Source organism: Neobacillus sp. YX16, from assembly GCF_030123505.1.
In the GTDB taxonomy this organism is placed as follows: domain Bacteria; phylum Bacillota; class Bacilli; order Bacillales; family Cytobacillaceae; genus Neobacillus.
Map to the genome: position 1 here is coordinate 3405855 of NZ_CP126115.1, position 19055 is coordinate 3424909.

General features: G+C 41.6%; 11 protein-coding genes, 2 rRNA genes and 1 other annotated feature. Of the genes, 5 read left to right on the plus strand and 8 right to left on the minus strand.

All coding sequences use genetic code 11. The features are described from left to right. Positions 1–34: 34 nt before the first annotated feature. On the minus strand, positions 35–406 hold the full coding sequence (locus QNH48_RS16525; protein WP_283951157.1) for a DnaJ family domain-containing protein: 372 nt from the start codon (positions 404–406) through the stop codon (positions 35–37). 141 nt (positions 407–547) lie between these two features. Here QNH48_RS16525 and QNH48_RS16530 point away from each other — a divergent pair, with 141 nt between their 5' ends. Both QNH48_RS16530 and yyaC read left to right on the plus strand, forming a co-directional pair. Further along, positions 548–2200, plus strand: a complete 1653-nt coding sequence (locus QNH48_RS16530; RefSeq protein WP_283951158.1) for an FAD-binding dehydrogenase — start codon at positions 548–550, stop codon at positions 2198–2200. Between the two features lie 323 nt (positions 2201–2523). Further along, on the plus strand, positions 2524–3126 hold the full coding sequence (gene yyaC / locus QNH48_RS16535) for a spore protease YyaC (RefSeq protein WP_283951159.1): 603 nt from the start codon (positions 2524–2526) through the stop codon (positions 3124–3126). Between the two features lie 43 nt (positions 3127–3169). On the opposite strand, the gene QNH48_RS16540 is transcribed toward yyaC, so the two are convergent. Then, positions 3170–4756, minus strand: a complete 1587-nt coding sequence (locus QNH48_RS16540) for an amidohydrolase (protein WP_283951160.1) — start codon at positions 4754–4756, stop codon at positions 3170–3172. A gap of 240 nt (positions 4757–4996) precedes the next feature. Between QNH48_RS16540 and QNH48_RS16545 the strand changes: the two genes are divergently transcribed. Further along, positions 4997–5719, plus strand: coding sequence for a toast rack family protein (locus tag QNH48_RS16545; protein ID WP_283951161.1), 723 nt, complete (start codon positions 4997–4999; stop codon positions 5717–5719). Positions 5720–6078: 359 nt separating this feature from the next. Here QNH48_RS16545 and ilvA read toward each other — a convergent pair whose 3' ends face one another. Then, entirely contained in the window at positions 6079–7350 is a 1272-nt protein-coding gene (gene ilvA, locus QNH48_RS16550; RefSeq protein ID WP_133371513.1) for a threonine ammonia-lyase IlvA, read from the minus strand. Positions 7351–7436: 86 nt separating this feature from the next. After that, positions 7437–7686, minus strand: a binding site (T-box leader). Between the two features lie 156 nt (positions 7687–7842). Beyond that, entirely contained in the window at positions 7843–12123 is a 4281-nt protein-coding gene (locus QNH48_RS16555; protein WP_283951162.1) for a S8 family peptidase, read from the minus strand. A gap of 460 nt (positions 12124–12583) precedes the next feature. Here QNH48_RS16555 and QNH48_RS16560 point away from each other — a divergent pair, with 460 nt between their 5' ends. Both QNH48_RS16560 and QNH48_RS16565 read left to right on the plus strand, forming a co-directional pair. Then, positions 12584–13096, plus strand: coding sequence for a gamma carbonic anhydrase family protein (locus QNH48_RS16560; RefSeq protein ID WP_133371511.1), 513 nt, complete (start codon positions 12584–12586; stop codon positions 13094–13096). 230 nt (positions 13097–13326) lie between these two features. Then, positions 13327–13566: a hypothetical protein gene (locus QNH48_RS16565; RefSeq protein ID WP_283955926.1), complete on the plus strand. Its 240-nt coding sequence runs from the start codon at positions 13327–13329 to the stop codon at positions 13564–13566. Here QNH48_RS16565 and QNH48_RS16570 read toward each other — a convergent pair. The 4 genes from QNH48_RS16570 to QNH48_RS16585 form a co-directional block, all read right to left on the minus strand. Next, positions 13559–14683 carry an NADH-dependent flavin oxidoreductase gene (locus QNH48_RS16570; RefSeq protein WP_283955796.1) on the minus strand — a complete coding sequence of 375 codons (1125 nt, stop codon included), beginning with the start codon at positions 14681–14683 and terminating at the stop codon, positions 13559–13561. The genes QNH48_RS16565 and QNH48_RS16570 overlap by 8 nt on opposite strands. Positions 14684–14899: 216 nt before the next feature. Next, complete coding sequence (locus QNH48_RS16575; RefSeq protein WP_283951163.1) at positions 14900–15232, minus strand: hypothetical protein; 333 nt, start codon at positions 15230–15232, stop codon at positions 14900–14902. Between the two features lie 439 nt (positions 15233–15671). After that, a 5S ribosomal RNA gene (rrf, locus tag QNH48_RS16580) occupies positions 15672–15787 on the minus strand. A gap of 79 nt (positions 15788–15866) precedes the next feature. Then, positions 15867–18803: ribosomal RNA gene (locus QNH48_RS16585) — 23S ribosomal RNA — on the minus strand. Positions 18804–19055: the final 252 nt, after the last annotated feature.

The following is a 19055-nucleotide window of genomic DNA, read 5'->3' on the forward strand; positions in this document are numbered from 1 at the left end:
CTGGTGTCTAATATTATGATTTCATTTCTGTTTTCTATTTCCATATCTTCGCATGTAATTCTATATCCTCAAGGTTAATTAACATCTTTTGCATACTTGTAGGACATTCCATATTATACTTTTTTATCTTTACATTCATTTCATTAATTAAGCTATTTATCTCCTCCTCTTTCGATTCCGATTCTATCATTTTAAGGAGCTTACCCATCTCCTGTCTAATTTCCTTTTGCAGTGCAACAAATGGTGGTAAATAACCTGCTTCTTTGGCTGTTTTAAGGAAATTATTATAAATGTCACCAGAAAACAAATTTTTTGGCAGTGGCTTACCAAAACCAGGCAGCTTTTTCGCTTCTTCTAAATCTTCGTTACTTCCGTACGGGTCATATTTCCCTTTATTATTCTTCATGTCTGTTATGGCCTCCCAACTGTAAGTCGTTACACCTTTTTATTCTATTTTAATCCTTCATTTTCCTGTTACAAATACTCAATTTGACTTTTTTGAAAATTTAAAATACTATCGGAGTATAAGACTATCTGGGGGTAAATTATGAAGTTTGATGTCATTGTAGTTGGTGCGGGGCTGGCTGGTTTAGTCGCAACAGCTGAGCTTGCAGAGGCTGGTAAGAAAGTGCTGCTTTTAGATCAAGAACCGGAGGCTTCCATTGGCGGCCAAGCCTGGTGGTCCTTTGGCGGATTGTTTCTTGTCGATTCACCTGAACAACGTAGAATGGGAATTAAAGATTCACGTGAACTTGCTTGGCAGGACTGGTTGGGTGCGGCAGGCTTTGATAGAGAGAAAGATGAAGATTTCTGGGGCAAAAAATGGGCTGAGGCTTATGTGGATTTTGCATCAGGTGAAAAACGTGAATGGTTGTATAAGATGGGTGTTCGCTTCTTTCCAGTTGTAGGCTGGGCTGAGCGTGGAGGATATTTAGCTGAAGGGCATGGGAATTCAGTTCCTCGGTTTCATATTGTCTGGGGGACTGGGCCAGGAATTGTGGAACCGTTTGATAAAAGAGTCCGCGAAGCCATGACTATAGGACTAGTGGATTATCGCCCACGTCATCGGGTTAAGTCATTACTCACCGAAAATGGTGCTGTCGTTGGTGTCAATGGATCTATTCTCGTCCCTAGCTCTGCTGCCCGCGGCGAGAAAAGTTCCCGTGAAATAATCGGAGATTTTGAGTTTAATGCTCAGGCTGTCATCGTAACAAGTGGCGGTATCGGTGGTAATCACGAATTAATTCGAAAAAATTGGCCAGAACGACTTGGCAAAGCACCGAAAAGAATGATTTCTGGTGTTCCCGATCATGTTGATGGAAGCATGCTAGAAATTGCTGAAAATGCTGGCGGTAGAATGGTGAACCGCGATAGAATGTGGCACTATACCGAAGGCATAAAAAATTGGAACCCGGTTTGGAGTAATCATGGAATCCGTATTTTACCTGGACCTTCGTCTATTTGGCTCGACGCAACAGGAAAGCGATTTCAGGCACCCAATTTCCCTGGCTTTGATACATTAGGTACGCTCGAGGCTATTCAAAAGACAGGCTATGATTATTCATGGTTTATATTAACACAGAAAATAATAGAAAAAGAGTTTGCTCTATCTGGCTCTGAGCAAAATCCTGATCTAACTGGAAAAAGTATAAAAAAAGTCCTGTCTCGCATTTTTCCTGGTCCGACCACTCCGGTAAAGGCATTTATGGACAAAGGTGAGGATTTTGTAATTGCTGATAATCTGGCAAGGCTTGTGGAAGGAATGAATAGACTTACAGATGATAATCTTCTTAACCTTGCGGAAATAGAACGTCAAATCGCTGCCAGAGATCGTGAGATGGACAATAAATTTACAAAGGACCTTCAGATAACGGCTATACGCGGGGCACGTAACTATCTTGGTGACAAGCTGATACGAGTTGCCTCCCCACACAAAATTCTTGATTCCAAGAATGGACCATTGATTGCTGTTCGGTTAAATATCGTCAGTCGCAAAACACTAGGTGGACTGCAAACAGATTTATCTGGCAAAGTGCTCAATCATGCCGGTAATCCTGTTCCTGGCTTATATGCGGCGGGAGAAGTTTGTGGCTTTGGAGGCGGCGGTGTACATGGCTATCGCGCACTTGAAGGAACGTTTCTTGGAGGATGCCTTTTTACCGGTAGACAGGCAGGGCGTGCTATTGTAAAAGAATTATAGAATTAGTGTATTGAGTACTTTCCTTGGTAATAATAGTAGGATTCCCATGGATCCTCGCTATGTGACCGTTCCCTTGATTCAGAAGCTTATTAGGTCATATAGAGAACCTATCTATGTGACCATTTCGTTGATTCGGAAGCCTATTAGGTCATATAGAACTTATCTATGTGACCGTTTCATTGATTCGAAAGCTTATTTGGTCACATAACGATTCAATTAAACTTATCAATTTGTTTTTATACCATAGTTTTTTTATATATAGAAGGAAAATTAAGTAGAAATGCAGAATTTGAAGATATAAACGATGTAGAGGTGTTCAATTTATGGGGAGCAGCATTATTAGTAACAGTTTACGTTCTAAACACAATCTAGTTATTCCGTATAATCATAGATTAGCACCTCTTTTCATCCGGCAAGCCCTGTATGCCCTTATTCCAGAGGGAACACAGCATATTTATGTGATTGGGATTGGCTCTAGTCGTATTAGTGGTGACAGTCTGGGCCCATTTGTTGGAACTCTGCTAAAAAACAGTTATCCTAATCACTTAACTGTCTTAGGAAACCTGCAGGATCCATTAGATGCGACAACACTGGTTTCTGAGGTAACCACCTATCCATTTCGAAAAAATAGTTATGTTCTTGCAGTGGATAGTGTTTTTGGCATTGAAGAAATGGTGAATTCAATTGTGGTCAATGAAGGACCCATCATTCCTGGTATTGGATTAGGAAATATACTCCCTCCCATCGGAGATTCTAGTTTAACAGGCATTGTTCTCGAGAATGATCCTGCCTTAAAAAATTCGCTCCTTTGTACAGACCTGAATCTTATCTATACAATGGCTACTTCAATAGCAAAAGGAATCTCACTTACGATTAGGCAATATTTCAAATATCCTGCTGACCAACCAATTCTTACTTTAAGGTGACAATAAGGAAGAGAGCATCTTAATCGATGCTCTTTCCTTTATATTATTGAATTTCCCCATCGATAATGGTCATTTCAATATTTGTATCTAATAGTTCGTCAGGTTTTTCCAATGTGAAGAGATTCTTAGAAAACACCGTCATATCCGCTAACTTTCCTCTTGAAATGGTACCTTTTATTGCTTCTTCGTTTGTAGCAAAGGCTCCACCTATTGTGAATAACTTTACGGCGTCAAGCATCGAAATTTTCTGATCCCCATTCCATATTTCAGGCTTACCAGGTGTTTTCCGAGTAACGGCAGCATGAATACCAAGCAATGGATCAATAGGTTCAACGGGTGCATCAGAGCCACCCGCACAGATAACACCTTTTGATAGTAAGGATTTCCATGCATATAAATAAGCTTCCCGCTCCTTACCTATCCGTTCAACTACCCATGGATAATCCCCCACAACAAACCTGGGCTGAATATCTGCAATGATACTTGGATCCGCTAATCGAGCAATTAAATCTTCTCTGACTAACGAAGTATGGATAATCCGATCTCGGTAGTTCACCTTTGGAAATTGATCCAGGATATCGAGAACATCTTCCAATGCCTTATCCCCAATCGTATGAACAGCAATTGGCATGGATTGCTCCCGTGCATCCTTTACTATGTTATAAAGAACTTCTTGCGTTTGCATGGCTTCTCCAAATTGACTTGGATCGTCGTTATAAGGCTTTGAAAGCAACGCAGTTCTACGTCCAAATGCTCCATCTGCAAATATTTTAATAGCGCCAATTTGCAATTTCTCATTCCCAAATCCTACAGCCATTCCCATTTCCTTTAGTGCTGGCAGGTATGGATAATCAATCAGAAGATTACAGCGCAGCCCTTTTTGTTCATGATTGATTAATTCATCATACATGCGATAAGTTTGCTCAAGGCCGCCTAAGTAGGCCGGATCATTGGTATGTACGCTGGTTAAGCCATTTTTGATAGCAAATTTCATCGCATGAGCTAAACCATTTTTTAACTCATCGTATGTTTTGTCTGGAATATGTTTGGTTACTATCTGTGAAGCAGATTCCAACAGCATTCCTGTAGGCTTTTTTGTATGTGGATCCAATACCACACTTCCACCCTTCGGTACTTCAGTCGAAGGATGATACTGACTCATTTCAAGTGCTTTACTATTTACTAAAAATGCATGATAGCATATTCTTTTTAAGTAAATTGGACAATGTGGTGCAACATAATCTAGTTCCTCCATAGTAGGAATAGATCCTTCTGTAAAGAGATTTTCATCCCAGCCCATCCCGATTAACCATTTCCCAGGACCAACACTATCTGCTTTTTGCTTTATTTTATCGAGCATTTCTGATTTTGATGTAACCCCAGTTAAATCTAAGTCTAAAAAATTAAATGCCACACCTGACATGTGTAAATGGCTGTCTATCAGACCTGGGGTAACCATTTTCCCCTGCAGGTCGATTACTCTTACTCCTGCTCTTCCCCATTGTAAACTCATTTCATGATGTGCACCTAAATCTATAATCCTGCCATTCTCTACCACAACTGATTCAACCACAGGTTGATTGGTGTCAAGCGTATAAATTAACCCATTTGTGTATATTGACTTCGACACATAGCCCCCACCTTGTAATTTATTACTATCTGAAATAATTATAAATGAAAATTCATTTAAAGTGCTAGGAAATAGCTAGAATTAGAGAACAGGCTAGAAAAGCAGTAAAATAGTACTAGTAGGACTATTCTTACAACTGCTAAGCCTTAAGTCTGACAAAAGATTCCATCTAGAGCCGTTTTATCATCATGGTTGGTTTTCGTACAATGATGGTAGTTAATGAAACGGGGAGGAATAAATATGAAAAAAGTATTTTATGCCGGTGCGTTGGGATTAGCTTTAACTGTAACTGTATCAGGCTGTGGATTATTTGCAAATGGAAGCGTAGAAAATGGAAATGTCACCATTGAAAAGGATAAGGCTAAAGAATTACAGCTTGAACTAAACCTTGGAGCTGGAGAGCTCAATGTTGAAAAAGGTGCAGATGAATGGGTTGAGGGGTCAATTGAATACAATGAAGACAAACTAAAACCCGAAGTCTCCTATAAACGTAAAGGTGATAAAGGAATTGGAGTTATCGAACAAGAGAATACAGGAATCCTCGATAAGATTAAGATTGATGACTTGAAAAACGAATGGAATCTAACTCTAACAGATGAAATTCCATTAAATTTAGTGGTGAATTCAGGAGCATCAGATACCAATTTAGATTTAAAGGGTCTGAACCTTAAAGATTTAGATGTAAACGCTGGTGTTGGCGATATCACCATTGACCTAAGCGGCAAATGGGAAAAGAGTTTTGATGCCGCCTTAGCATTAGGTGTTGGTCAATCTACGATTATTCTACCAAAAGATGTCGGTGTGAAAATTGAATCTTCAAAAGGAATTGGAACAGCCGATTTTGTTGGTTTCATCTCCAAAGGGAAAGGCATTTACGTCAACGAAGCTTTCGAAGATGCAGATGTGATCATTAACCTTAAAACAGATTTAGGTGTGGGAGAAGTTGTTTTTAAATTAGAATAGAAAAAGAGCCCTTTAGTGGGCTCTTTGTTATTATTATATTGTGAGTAATACCCCTGACTGCAGGCATGGGGGTAAAAGCATATCACTTGACCTTCTAACCAATTTGAAATACATTTCAAGTAAGAACGTTTGTTCTTTGATAACTGAACATAGAAGGTTGTGGCATGTATAAGAGCTTTGCCACGTAAAATGTTCAAGCCAATAAAAAGCCATAAACGTTTTCTAACGTGAATCAAATAGGCTTTGATTTAAGTAAAGCTGAAGGTTTTTAAAGACCTGATGTATTAGCGGGTTTTGTGGTCACCCACATAAAGACAATGCTACTTAAACGGTATTCTTTCTTTATGAAACCCCTCGACTCATACAAGCATTTGATACAAGGTACTATCATTATTAACTTCGCGGAAGACAAATCCTTTTGCTTTAATCCGTTCCATTAATGGATAATAATCCGCTTTAGTTTTTAGCTCAATCCCGACTAATGCTGGTCCAGTTTCACGATTGTTCTTTTTCGTGTATTCGAAATGGCTTATATCATCATTGGGTCCCAAGACATCATCTAGAAACTCTCGTAAAGCACCTGGGCGCTGTGGAAATTGGACGATAAAATAATGTCGCAGGCCTTCATAGAGCTTCGAGCGTTCTTTAATTTCCTGCATACGACCGATATCATTGTTTCCTCCACTGACGATGCAGACAACTGTTTTCCCTTTAATTTCTTCCGCATATTCATCTAACGCTGCAATTGAAAGCGCACCTGTAGGCTCAACGACAATCGCATTTTCATTATAAAGAGATAATAATGTGGTACAAACCTTTCCTTCGGGTACGACGACAATATCCTTCACGAACTCTTTACAAATGTTATAGGTCATGGAACCGACAGTCTTCACGGCTGCACCATCAACAAATGGGTCAATTTCTTTTAATGAAGTTACTTCACCTTTTGAAATCGACTCCTTCATTCCTGCAGCACCCTGCGGCTCGACACCAATTAATGTTGTCTCTGGAGAGAAATGCTGCATATACGTACCAACACCCGAGATAAGGCCTCCACCACCAATTGCCGCAAATAGGTAATCGATTTTTTCTGGGCATTCATTTAACAGTTCTACCGCAACTGTCCCTTGACCGGCAATAACATCTGGATCATCGAATGGGTGGATAAACGTTCTATTTTCTACCTGACTGCATTCCATCGCTTTTTCATAAGCGTCATCAAAGGTATCCCCTACCAAAACAATTTCTACATGCTCCTTACCCCAAAATTTCACTTGATTGACCTTTTGTTTAGGAGTGGTACTTGGCATAAAGACTTTTCCGTTAATTTTTAAATGATTGCAAGAATAGGCGACACCTTGTGCGTGGTTTCCAGCACTGGCACAAATAATCCCATTTTCTAATTCTTCCTCAGTTAGCTTTTTGATGCGATTATAAGCACCGCGGATTTTAAAGGAGCGAACACTTTGCAGGTCTTCTCTCTTCAAATAAATATGACAGCCATATCGCTCTGATAATAAGTGATTATACTGCAAGGGAGTTGGTGAAATCACATCCTTAATGGTGTGGCTTGCAATAATGATATCCTCTACTTGAAAGGCTTTTTCTTTTTGGTCGACTTGTTGATTCATTTCACTTTCCTCCTCTTTCATTTTAAAATTCGCCGTTTTCTAAGGCTCTTATAGGTTTTTGTAAACAACAAAAAACCCGCCCCTTGTATAGGGACGAGTTTAACTCGCGATACCACCCTACTTCCGCAGCATAAATCACCAGGCTGTGGCTCTCGATCAACGTAAAATAATACGTGTTCCATGTAACGGCGGCTTATTCCGGTATAGCTTACTTTCAAATTTTCAGCTACACATCTCGGAGATGATTTTCAGATAAGCCCTGCCATCGACTCCCAGCAAATGTCGACTCTCTTAGGGACAAACAGCAAATCCTACTCTTCTCGTCATTGATACATTTTAAATTATTAATAAGATTATCACGGTAAATAGGCTTCGTCAATATTATTTGACTATTTTAATTATTTTGTTAATTATAAAGCGCTTTCATTCGTTAAAGTGGAAAAAAGGAGCAATCTCCAAACGAATTGATAGATTACTCCTTTCTCTTGACTATTACTTACCTTTATTCTTTACATTAATAAACAATTTACCTGCTGCTAATTCTCTAGTCGCATTACCAAATGTATCTACTGCTTTGACTTCAATCATAGCACCATCGGCTACCATGTCTTTTGTAGCTGTGTAGTAGCCTACATAAAATCCTGGTGAAACCTCCATCATTGGCAGTTCTGTTGCATTTTGTACAGAGATAAGATTGGTTAAAGGCATATGAATCACAAAAGAAGACTTTAAACCAGGCTCACTTGTGAATTCAATTTTTACACTTTCACCTTTTTTCAACGTCTTATCCACAGCAGGTTTTACATCTGAAATCACTGGTGCTGTAAAATCCACATTCACTTGAAGTGTTTGTTCGGTTCTATTACCTGCTTGGTCCTCTGCCGTAACTGCAATCGTATTTGTTCCTTCATCTAGTAGTATTCTAGCTGAATAGGTGCCATTTTCCACCTTGGCTTTCGTACCATTAACCGTAACAGACTTCAAATAATCATCTACAACTGTACCCGTAACGGTGACAGTTTCCTTATTAATTTTCCCACCATCTGTTGGGCTTGTAATGGCTAACTCTGGCGCATGCTGGTCATATACTACCCCTACAGGTGCTGACGCATCTGTTATACCTTGTACAGTTGAAGCTTTTGCTGTTAGACTGTTTTCTCCATCTTGAAGTGATACCGCTATTGAATACGTACCAGCATCTGTGGCTTCACCGGTTGCAATTTCTTCTCCATGATTGTAAATATGAACGGTTGTGGTTGGTGCAGCTTTCCCTTCGACCGTTACAGTGCCAACGTTGGTAAAGGAACCATCTACTGGCGATGTGATTGTCGGAGCACTTACTTCATAGTCTACTACTGCACGAATCATGTAGTTTCCTTCTTCTTCAGGTGATGGTGACCAAGCGCCGCCCACTAGTTGCCAGCTTCTTAATGCATTTTCACCATCTTCATCTGTTCCAAGTCCTGGTGAAGCCGTGTTGATTCCAGCTTGGATATAAACAAGGTAGAAATCTCCTTCAACGACAATACCGTGACTGCTTAAATCTACATGTGTCCACTGACCATTTCTTAATGCTGTTGCATCTATTGGACCAGCAAGTTTTTTACCTGGTGATCCATCTGGACCACTGGCGTCATAAACTGCCACTTTGAAATTGGTACCGCCCGGAACTGGCCATTCTGTATCCCAGAATCGGAATAATCCTCCGGAAACAAGTGCCTTTTCATTACCAGGTGCTAATGACATTTTCACAGCCCAGCCATTACCTGCGTCGAAAAATGCTCTGGCATTTTCAGCTGTTCCGTCATCATAGCCAATTTCACTTGGATAACCAATGAATGGCTTCAATTCAAAGTTTTGTGAAATATTTCCTTGTAGAGAAACAGACACTTCTTGACTATAAAAATGAGGTGCAATGATTTTTAACGTATAGTCGCCTTCATAGCCTGTTAATGAATATTGTCCGTTTTCATCTGTTGCGACAGGTGCAATATTAGCATCTTCAATTAAGTAGACTGTTGCTCCTGCTACAGGCTCACCTGTTGCTTGATTAAGAACAGTTCCTGCTACTGTACCTTTAGGAAGTTCTTCTAAAGTAAAGTTAGCTGTCACTTCATCATCCTGCTCAATGTTCACGGTTTGTGTTTCTGATTGGTAACCATAGCTTTCAGCAACAACCGTAAACTCACCTGCAGCATGTGTCATTTCAAAGCTTCCGTTCGCAGGATTTGTTTTAACAGATCGGCCTGATTCTAAGACCGTTACCTGAGCCTGCATCGGCAAGACAAACAGACCTGCCTTTTCACTGCTAACTTCTTTAGCAGATTCAGGCATTTGGATGGTGATTTTATTAGGATCCACTTTTTCTTTCAATCCTACATTTGCGGAAGAATCTTCTTTATCTGCTGCCACTCCCAGTTGTTGTGGTGTAGTGAGGGCAGTATCAGTTAGACGAACATCATCTAAATACCAGCCATCTCGTACCACACTGCCATCAGTCGTTACATTAAAGGCAATATAGATTCGTTGACCGGCATATTCACTTAGATCAACTTCACCATCAACCCATCCATTGGATAGATTATTTACCCGCAGCTTTTGAACCCAGTTTACATTATCGGTTGATACATATACGTGACCATAATCATAGTTTCTTTCGAGATTGTACCATTGTTTAAATTGTAAGTAACTGCTGCCTTCTGGTAAATCGATTGGCGGCATTTGCAGGGACATGTTGGCTCTGCTATCATACGTACCGTCTAAGTTGGTTCCATAAACTTTTTCACCTGAGAATGCGGCACCAGGTCCGGTTGTTGGCGTGCCCCATTCCCACGTATTAGCGGCACCATAAGAAGTCCAGCCATCTGGATTACTTTCAAAATCCTGTGAATATCCAACTGTTATTCCTGGGAGGACGGCTACAGAATATTCATTGACTGTTTCATTCCCACCGAAATCAAGTACTTTAATAGTATAGGAGAATGATTCTCCAGCAATATCCTCTCCAGGGATAGCAGCTTGATAGATTCCATTTTTATAATCTCCGCTGATTCGATCTGCAGCAATTGTATTCGAGCTGCCATCTTCTAATTGATATTCAACTTCCACATTTGTTACACTGATATTGTCGGCAGCTGAAGCTTGTAACGTTAGCGGCATTCCTGCAAAAACCGTGGCAGGTTGGGAATGTTCTAACACAGGAGCTTCACTGTCGTTTCCTTCTTTTGTTACCTGTCCTTTCAGCTTTCCTAAGCCAGAAATGACAGAGGATACTGCGTCATATACATTTAATAGACCCGATCCATAACCGTTGTTTGGAGACTCTGGATACGTATTGTCGGTTAAAGGGATAGCAGTTGTTACTAATATTTCTTCTAAATCGTCAACACTTAAACTTGAATTCGCTTGTAGTAATAAGGCTATCGCTGCTGCTACGTGCGGGCCAGCCATCGATGTACCATTCCATCCACCTTCATAGCTGCTGCCAGGTACAGAAGAGCGAATATTAACACCTGGTGCTGAAAGCTCTGGCTTAATCTCTTCATATGGAGATGGTCCTAATAATGAAAAACTTCCTAGTAAGTTATTAATATCTGTTGCACCTGTAGCGACTGATTCAGGGTAGTTAGCAGGGTTTGCAACGGAACCAGGTCCTCCAGGATTCGTTAATGTTGTGTTACCAGCTGAGAATTCTGGGAAGATTTCTGCTGCTCTCCATGCTTGAACCATAGGGCGATACCACTCATCTAAACCAGCTCCGCCACCCCATGAGTTATTTACTACATCTGGCGCCAAATCAGGATTTCCATTAGGTGCTAAAATCCATTCACCTGCTTCTAATAAATCTGCATCTGTTCCACCTGCCGCTGAAAATGCTTTAACAGCAATCCACTTTGCACCAGGTGCAACACCAATGGCATTAGAACCGTCTGGCTCAGACCCTACCATCGTCCCGGTAACATGAGTACCATGTCCTAGGTCATCATATGGTGTTGATTGACCGCCAACTGCGTCAAACCAGTTGTTTGCATGTGATGCTTGCCCTGTTGCTGCATCAAATCCACGATATTTTGACTGTAAGGCAGGGTGATTCCACTGAACCCCTGTATCAATGGATGCAACCGTAATTCCACTTCCATCAATCCCCATCTCCCAAACGGCTGGAGCACCTACGCGATCAATATTCCATTCAATCGCATTCGTTTCCGCTGTTGGTTCAAGTACCGCTCCAGCAGATTTTTCAGGAACAAACAATTGTCTTGTTTCATTTGGAAGGATTTTTTCTACTTCTTGGAAGGAAGCAACCTTTTCCATGACCTCTTTTGTAGCTGTTACCGCAATCCCGTTGACCACATAATAGGAATGAACGTCTTTTGCTGCTCCCGCTTCTACTTGCTTTTGCAGGTATTCTAATAGTTCAAACTGTGTTTCCTGTGCTGTTGCTTTTAACTCAGAAACAATAGAAGAACGTTTCAATGATTTGCTTTTAGCAGGTGTTGCTTTATTGAGGCTCGCTTTTTTCTCAGCCTCTTTTGCTACGCTAGCTGTATCCACCTGTTCCTTCATTTTGATTAAAAAGGTCACCTTTTCTTTCTCATCAAATTGTTTATCTAGTCTGTTTGAAATCTTTTGCGCTGGAGATGTTAAACTGTCTTTCGCTGAAACACTGACTTCTTTTGTAGCAGCTGAACTCACTTGAGGCTGTATGAGCAAAGGTAAAACTAACATGGCGGTGCACATCACCGATAGTAAACGACGATTCTTTTTTCTCATCCCATTACCCCCTAAGTATTTTCGGTTGACCTGTCATCTACCCTCCTTCCTATCGCACACTTTATGTTAAAAACATTGGTGCTATTTTAAAAATACCTTTTAGTAGTATGGTTTTGTGTCGAATCCCGTCTATAAAATAGAATTTGGAAAAAATTGAGAATTTAGTATTCATTGGGAAATATGGAAAATTAGTCCAAATTAAGGTCGACATCCCTTAGGTTCCTGTGGGAAGGAATCTTTATATACTACTTTGTCCGTCTTTTTATTGGGGTAATTTTCTCTATTTATATAAAATGATTATTTTTTCCTAGTAGAATCGATACTTGATGTCGGTAATAAGTTCACAGGAGCAGTGGGAAAGTAATGTTATTCAATAGAAAGAATTCTTATTTCACAGTTTAAGATGGTATAATCTAGCTAAACTGTAAAATAATTCTGAATATAAAGGAGAGAGTTAGTCATGCGTATTCCCTATAATGGTATAGCACCTACTATTCATGAAAGTGTATTTGTAGCCCCAGGTGCCTATTTAATTGGCGATGTTACGATTGGTGAAGAATCAACAGTCTGGTTTAATGCTGTATTGCGAGGAGATGATGGACCGATTACTGTTGGGAAAAGATGCAGTATCCAAGATAATTCCACCATTCATCTATATGAAGGTTCTCCGGTTGTCATTGGAGATGATGTTACCATTGGTCATAATGTTATTCTACACGGCTGCAAGATTGGCAGTTGTTCTATAATCGGAATGGGTTCGACTTTATTAGACAATGTCGAAGTGGGTGAAGAATGTATCATTGGGGCAAATACGCTGCTAGCCGGCGGTATCAAAATTCCGCCACGATCACTCGTTCTCGGCTCTCCAGGTAAAGTTGTACGTGAATTAACGGAAAAAGATTTGCAAATGCTCCAATATTCCAGTGAAAACTATGTACAAAAAGGAAAAGAATACAAAGAAATACTAAAATGAAGAAACAAAAAAAGGCAAGCATAGTGCTATGCTCACCTTTCATTACTACAATGCGAACCAGACAATACTTTATGAATACACTGGGCTCAGCTTGACTGGCTTCCTTAACATATAGTTTAACTTAGATTGAACATAATTAAGCAAATAGGTTAATCTAATACCGATAAGCATTAAAGTTCTAAGTATGCTAAAGAGTATATTCAAAGTATATCCCTCCACATTGAAGATTAGTGTTATTGGTTAACACTAAGACTATTATTTATCTGTGCGGGTATTTTATTCGAGCTTATATTCAAAATAGCAATCAGCACCAAATTGTTTATGCTCTTGCAAACGAAATTGTAAATCGATTGGTTGGTAATGCTAACACACTATTATCCGTTCATTCTGGTGAAAATTCCTATAATGCCGAATATAAACTGTTAAAGAGTTCATCCATAATAGTGGATGAACTCTTTCTTATTAATTAACTCCCGGGAACCAACCTGGTGTATGAATGATTGCTTGCCACAGTGGATCTGGAATCACTAACTGGTGTTGGTTTTCCTTGTTAATCTCTGTATTAATCTGGGTCTCTTTTCCCTCTGCAATCTTTTGGACCCAATCAGGATCGATAATAAGCTCCCGGCCTAAAGCAATAAGTGGAAGCCCAATTTGGATAGCTTTCAGGGCTTCATCCGGAGTATAAATAGACCCAACCCCAATCACAGGCACTTTGTCACCAACTCGTTCTTGAATGATTTCAATTCGTGAACGGGTATCATCCACACCTCTCCTTGGAGATGACCAAAAATCTTGTAATGAAACATGAAGATAATCTAGGTTCTTTTTTACTAGTTCATCAAGTAAATAAAGTGTATCAGCCATGGTAATCCCAGGAGTTTCGGGCTCTTCCGGTGAGAAGCGGTAACCAACAATAAATGAGCCAGTTGCATGCTCTGCTGCTACTCTCTTTACTTCATCGACAACTGCTAACGGGAAGGTTAAGCGCTTCCCGAGACTTCCTCCCCACCGGTCTTCTCGACGATTAGAATGCGGTGAGAAAAATTGTTGAATCAAGTAACCGTTCGCACCGTGGATTTCCACACCATCGTAACCTGCTTCTATCGCTCTTCGAGTTGCCTCACCAAAGTCATGTATAATCGATTCTATTTCTTGATTAGACAATTCTCTAGGTACAGGCTTTCCCATTCCTTCTGCAGGGACGCTGCTGGCACTAACTACGTCACCATTTGGGATTAATTCAGGAGGTACCTGTCTGCCGCCGTGAAAAATTTGTAAAATGGCTTTTGCTCCCTGATTTTTAATCCCAGTCGCTAGCTTTTGTAAGCTAGGAATTAATTCATCTTTGTCTCCGCCAAATTCACCATGAAATCCTTTTCCATTCGCTGTAACATATGTACATGCGGTAATGACCATTCCTACTCCACCGGATCGCCTGGCATAATAGTTGACTTCAGCTTCTGTCACAGTTCCATCAGGATTCGATGACCAATTCGTCATTGGTGCCATCACGATTCGATTTTTTATTTGAACTCCATTTTTAAATGTAAATGACTCAAGTAATGGTGCATATTTAGAATTCAACTGTTTTGTACCCCCAATTCGATTTCCATTTTCCCCTTCCTTATTTTCAGTTACTTTATAGAAAATAACCTTGCAAATAAAAAAAAAACCTTGCACTAAGTAAGGTGGGATAATTGGTTTAAAGGAACTTGGTTCATTCTACTTTCCTTTGCTTGAAATTTAACATATTTATAAGCCTTAATTAGATTGCATTTATGATCTTATTTTTTTTGCTATTCAAGCATTTGTTCCCTTTTCTAGGATATAACACTTTCCATCCTCAGCAAATAATAAGTACTTTCCGTTTTTTATATTGAAATTTACATTTTTCTTATCATAAATAAGTTTTTCTACTCTTATAAAATTCTCAATATAGTCTCGAGGTGGATTAAAGATGATTTCATGACTTCTCTTTGTAGTAACAAATCCCTTTGGGTCACATCTCCTTTCAGGTTTTAATTCTGTATACCATTCTCCAGTCAAAAGAATAGAAGTAGCCGTAATCTTTGTTTTTCGATTTTGAATGGACCATACTTTCCTGCAATTACACCGGTGTATTTTACTTTTCATCTATTAATACCTACTTTCAATATAAAAATAAGTATGTCGATGAATTATATTCGTTCCGGAAAGGAAATATTTATGCTTTACAATGTTCTATAATCATAGCGTGGAACGTCATATATGTGGTTTGTTTGATTGGGGGCTAGTTTCAATTACGAAATAATTTCAACCGTTTATCGTTACATTTATCATTGGTTTTTTCATTTCCGGTCTATTCGTTACCGTTCCCAAAAAAAAATTTACTAAACGGGCATGAATGGCTACTATTCGCTACGTTTTCTCTAAAAGTGATGCCACACGGGCAAGAATAACTCATATTCGTTACCGTTTTTCTTAGAAGTACAGCAGTGAGGGCACGAATCTCGATCCATCATTTTTTTTACAACCTTTTTTCCTATCGTAAAATACAAAAAAGCACAACCCTAATCAGGTTGTGTTTCATTTTGCCTGGCAACGTCCTACTCTCACAGGGACAAAGTCCCAACTACCATCGGCGCTGAGAAGCTTAACTTCCGTGTTCGGTATGGGAACGGGTGTGACCTTCTCGCCATTGCTGCCAGACTATAATGTTTGAGGTTTCATTCCCTCAAAACTAGATAATTTCAGAAGAAGTTTGTAAAACAGAGTTCGCTTTTAAAAATTGGTTAAGTCCTCGAACGATTAGTATCAGTCAGCTCCACATGTTACCACGCTTCCACCTCTGACCTATCAACCTGATCATCTTTCAGGGTTCTTACTAGCTTGACGCTATGGGAAATCTCATCTTGAGGGGGGCTTCATGCTTAGATGCTTTCAGCACTTATCCCGTCCGCACATAGCTACCCAGCGATGCCTTTGGCAAGACAACTGGTACACCAGCGGTGCGTCCATCCCGGTCCTCTCGTACTAAGGACAGCTCCTCTCAAATTTCCTGCGCCCACGACGGATAGGGACCGAACTGTCTCACGACGTTCTGAACCCAGCTCGCGTACCGCTTTAATGGGCGAACAGCCCAACCCTTGGGACCGACTACAGCCCCAGGATGCGATGAGCCGACATCGAGGTGCCAAACCTCCCCGTCGATGTGGACTCTTGGGGGAGATAAGCCTGTTATCCCCGGGGTAGCTTTTATCCGTTGAGCGATGGCCCTTCCATGCGGAACCACCGGATCACTAAGCCCGACTTTCGTCCCTGCTCGACTTGTAGGTCTCGCAGTCAAGCTCCCTTGTGCCTTTACACTCTGCGAATGATTTCCAACCATTCTGAGGGAACCTTTGGGCGCCTCCGTTACTCTTTAGGAGGCGACCGCCCCAGTCAAACTGCCCACCTGACACTGTCTCCCACCCCGATAAGGGGTGCGGGTTAGAATTTCAATACAGCCAGGGTAGTATCCCACCGACGCCTCCACCGAAGCTAGCGCTCCGGTTTCTCAGGCTCCTACCTATCCTGTACAAGCTGTACCAAAATTCAATATCAGGCTACAGTAAAGCTCCACGGGGTCTTTCCGTCCTGTCGCGGGTAACCTGCATCTTCACAGGTACTATAATTTCACCGAGTCTCTCGTTGAGACAGTGCCCAGATCGTTACGCCTTTCGTGCGGGTCGGAACTTACCCGACAAGGAATTTCGCTACCTTAGGACCGTTATAGTTACGGCCGCCGTTTACTGGGGCTTCGATTCAGAGCTTCGCTTGCGCTAACCCCTCCTCTTAACCTTCCAGCACCGGGCAGGCGTCAGCCCCTATACTTCGCCTTGCGGCTTCGCAGAGACCTGTGTTTTTGCTAAACAGTCGCCTGGGCCTATTCACTGCGGCTCTTCGAGGCTATTCACCTCAAAAAGCACCCCTTCTCCCGAAGTTACGGGGTCATTTTGCCGAGTTCCTTAACGAGAGTTCTCTCGCACACCTTAGGATTCTCTCCTCGCCTACCTGTGTCGGTTTGCGGTACGGGCACCTTTTATCTCGCTAGAGGCTTTTCTTGGCAGTGTGGAATCAGGAACTTCGGTACTATATTTCCCTCGCCATCACAGCTCAGCCTTTACGGTAAGCGGATTTTCCTGCTTACCAGCCTAACTGCTTGGACGCGCATATCCAACAGCGCGCTTACCCTATCCTCCTGCGTCCCCCCATCACTCAAACGATAAAGAGGTGGTACAGGAATATCAACCTGTTGTCCATCGCCTACGCCTTTCGGCCTCGGCTTAGGTCCCGACTAACCCTGAGAGGACGAGCCTTCCTCAGGAAACCTTAGGCATACGGTGGACGGGATTCTCACCCGTCTTTCGCTACTCATACCGGCATTCTCACTTCTAAGCGCTCCACCAGTCCTTACGGTCTAGCTTCAACGCCCTTAGAACGCTCTCCTACCACTGACATCGTAGATGTCAATCCACAGCTTCGGTGTTACGTTTAGCCCCGGTACATTTTCGGCGCAGAGTCACTCGACCAGTGAGCTATTACGCACTCTTTAAATGGTGGCTGCTTCTAAGCCAACATCCTGGTTGTCTAAGCAACTCCACATCCTTTTCCACTTAACGTAAACTTTGGGACCTTAGCTGGTGGTCTGGGCTGTTTCCCTTTTGACTACGGATCTTATCACTCGCAGTCTGACTCCCACGGATAAGTCTTTGGCATTCGGAGTTTGTCTGAATTCGGTAACCCGATGAGGGCCCCTAGTCCAAACAGTGCTCTACCTCCAAGACTCTTACAACGTGAGGCTAGCCCTAAAGCTATTTCGGAGAGAACCAGCTATCTCCAAGTTCGATTGGAATTTCTCCGCTACCCACACCTCATCCCCGCACTTTTCAACGTGCGTGGGTTCGGGCCTCCATCCAGTGTTACCTGGACTTCACCCTGGACATGGGTAGATCACCTGGTTTCGGGTCTACGACCACATACTAAAATCGCCCTATTCAGACTCGCTTTCGCTGCGGCTCCGTCTCTTCAACTTAACCTTGCATGTAATCGTAACTCGCCGGTTCATTCTACAAAAGGCACGCTATCACCCATTAACGGGCTCTAACTACTTGTAGGCACACGGTTTCAGGATCTATTTCACTCCCCTTCCGGGGTGCTTTTCACCTTTCCCTCACGGTACTGGTTCACTATCGGTCACTAGGGAGTATTTAGCCTTGGGAGATGGTCCTCCCAGCTTCCGACCGGATTTCTCGTGTCCGGCCGTACTCAGGATCCACTCAGGAGGGAACGAAGTTTCAACTACAGGGTTTTTACCTTCTATGACGGGCCTTTCCAGACCGCTTCATCTACCCCGTTCCTTTGTAACTCCATGTTGAGTGTCCTACAACCCCAAGAGGCAAGCCTCTTGGTTTGGGCTATGTCCCGTTTCGCTCGCCGCTACTCAGGGAATCGCGTTTGCTTTCTCTTCCTCCGGGTACTTAGATGTTTCAGTTCCCCGGGTCTGCCTTCAATACCCTATGTATTCAGGTAAAGATACTACTCCATTACGAGCAGTGGGTTCCCCCATTCGGAAATCTCCGGATCAAAGCTTACTTACAGCTCCCCGAAGCATATCGGTGTTAGTCCCGTCCTTCATCGGCTCCTAGTGCCAAGGCATCCACCGTGCGCCCTTTCTAACTTAACCTAAAAGGTTATTTTCTTCTTAATTACTTAAGAGAGAAAAACTAATGTGGCGATTCTCGGTTTTACTTTGACTTCTTCTTACGATTATCTAGTTTTCAAGGAACAAAGTTTTGAGAGAAATTGTTTCGAATCATCACCTTACGGTCATGATCCTCACAGAAAAGATTGCTCCCTCAAAACTAAACAAACAAGTAACAGTCAACTTTTTATCAGTCCACAAGGACTGCATGTCTAGCTTCGGCTCCTAACTTCT

Coding starts and splice junctions, on each gene's coding strand:
- QNH48_RS16525 (WP_283951157.1), bottom strand. CDS start 406: ATGAAGAATAATAAAGGGAAATATGACCCGTACGGAAGTAACGAAGAT.
- QNH48_RS16530 (WP_283951158.1), top strand. CDS start 548: ATGAAGTTTGATGTCATTGTAGTTGGTGCGGGGCTGGCTGGTTTAGTC.
- yyaC (WP_283951159.1), top strand. CDS start 2,524: ATGGGGAGCAGCATTATTAGTAACAGTTTACGTTCTAAACACAATCTA.
- QNH48_RS16545 (WP_283951161.1), top strand. CDS start 4,997: ATGAAAAAAGTATTTTATGCCGGTGCGTTGGGATTAGCTTTAACTGTA.
- ilvA (WP_133371513.1), bottom strand. CDS start 7,350: ATGAATCAACAAGTCGACCAAAAAGAAAAAGCCTTTCAAGTAGAGGAT.
- QNH48_RS16555 (WP_283951162.1), bottom strand. CDS start 12,123: ATGAGAAAAAAGAATCGTCGTTTACTATCGGTGATGTGCACCGCCATG.
- QNH48_RS16560 (WP_133371511.1), top strand. CDS start 12,584: ATGCGTATTCCCTATAATGGTATAGCACCTACTATTCATGAAAGTGTA.
- QNH48_RS16575 (WP_283951163.1), bottom strand. CDS start 15,232: ATGAAAAGTAAAATACACCGGTGTAATTGCAGGAAAGTATGGTCCATT.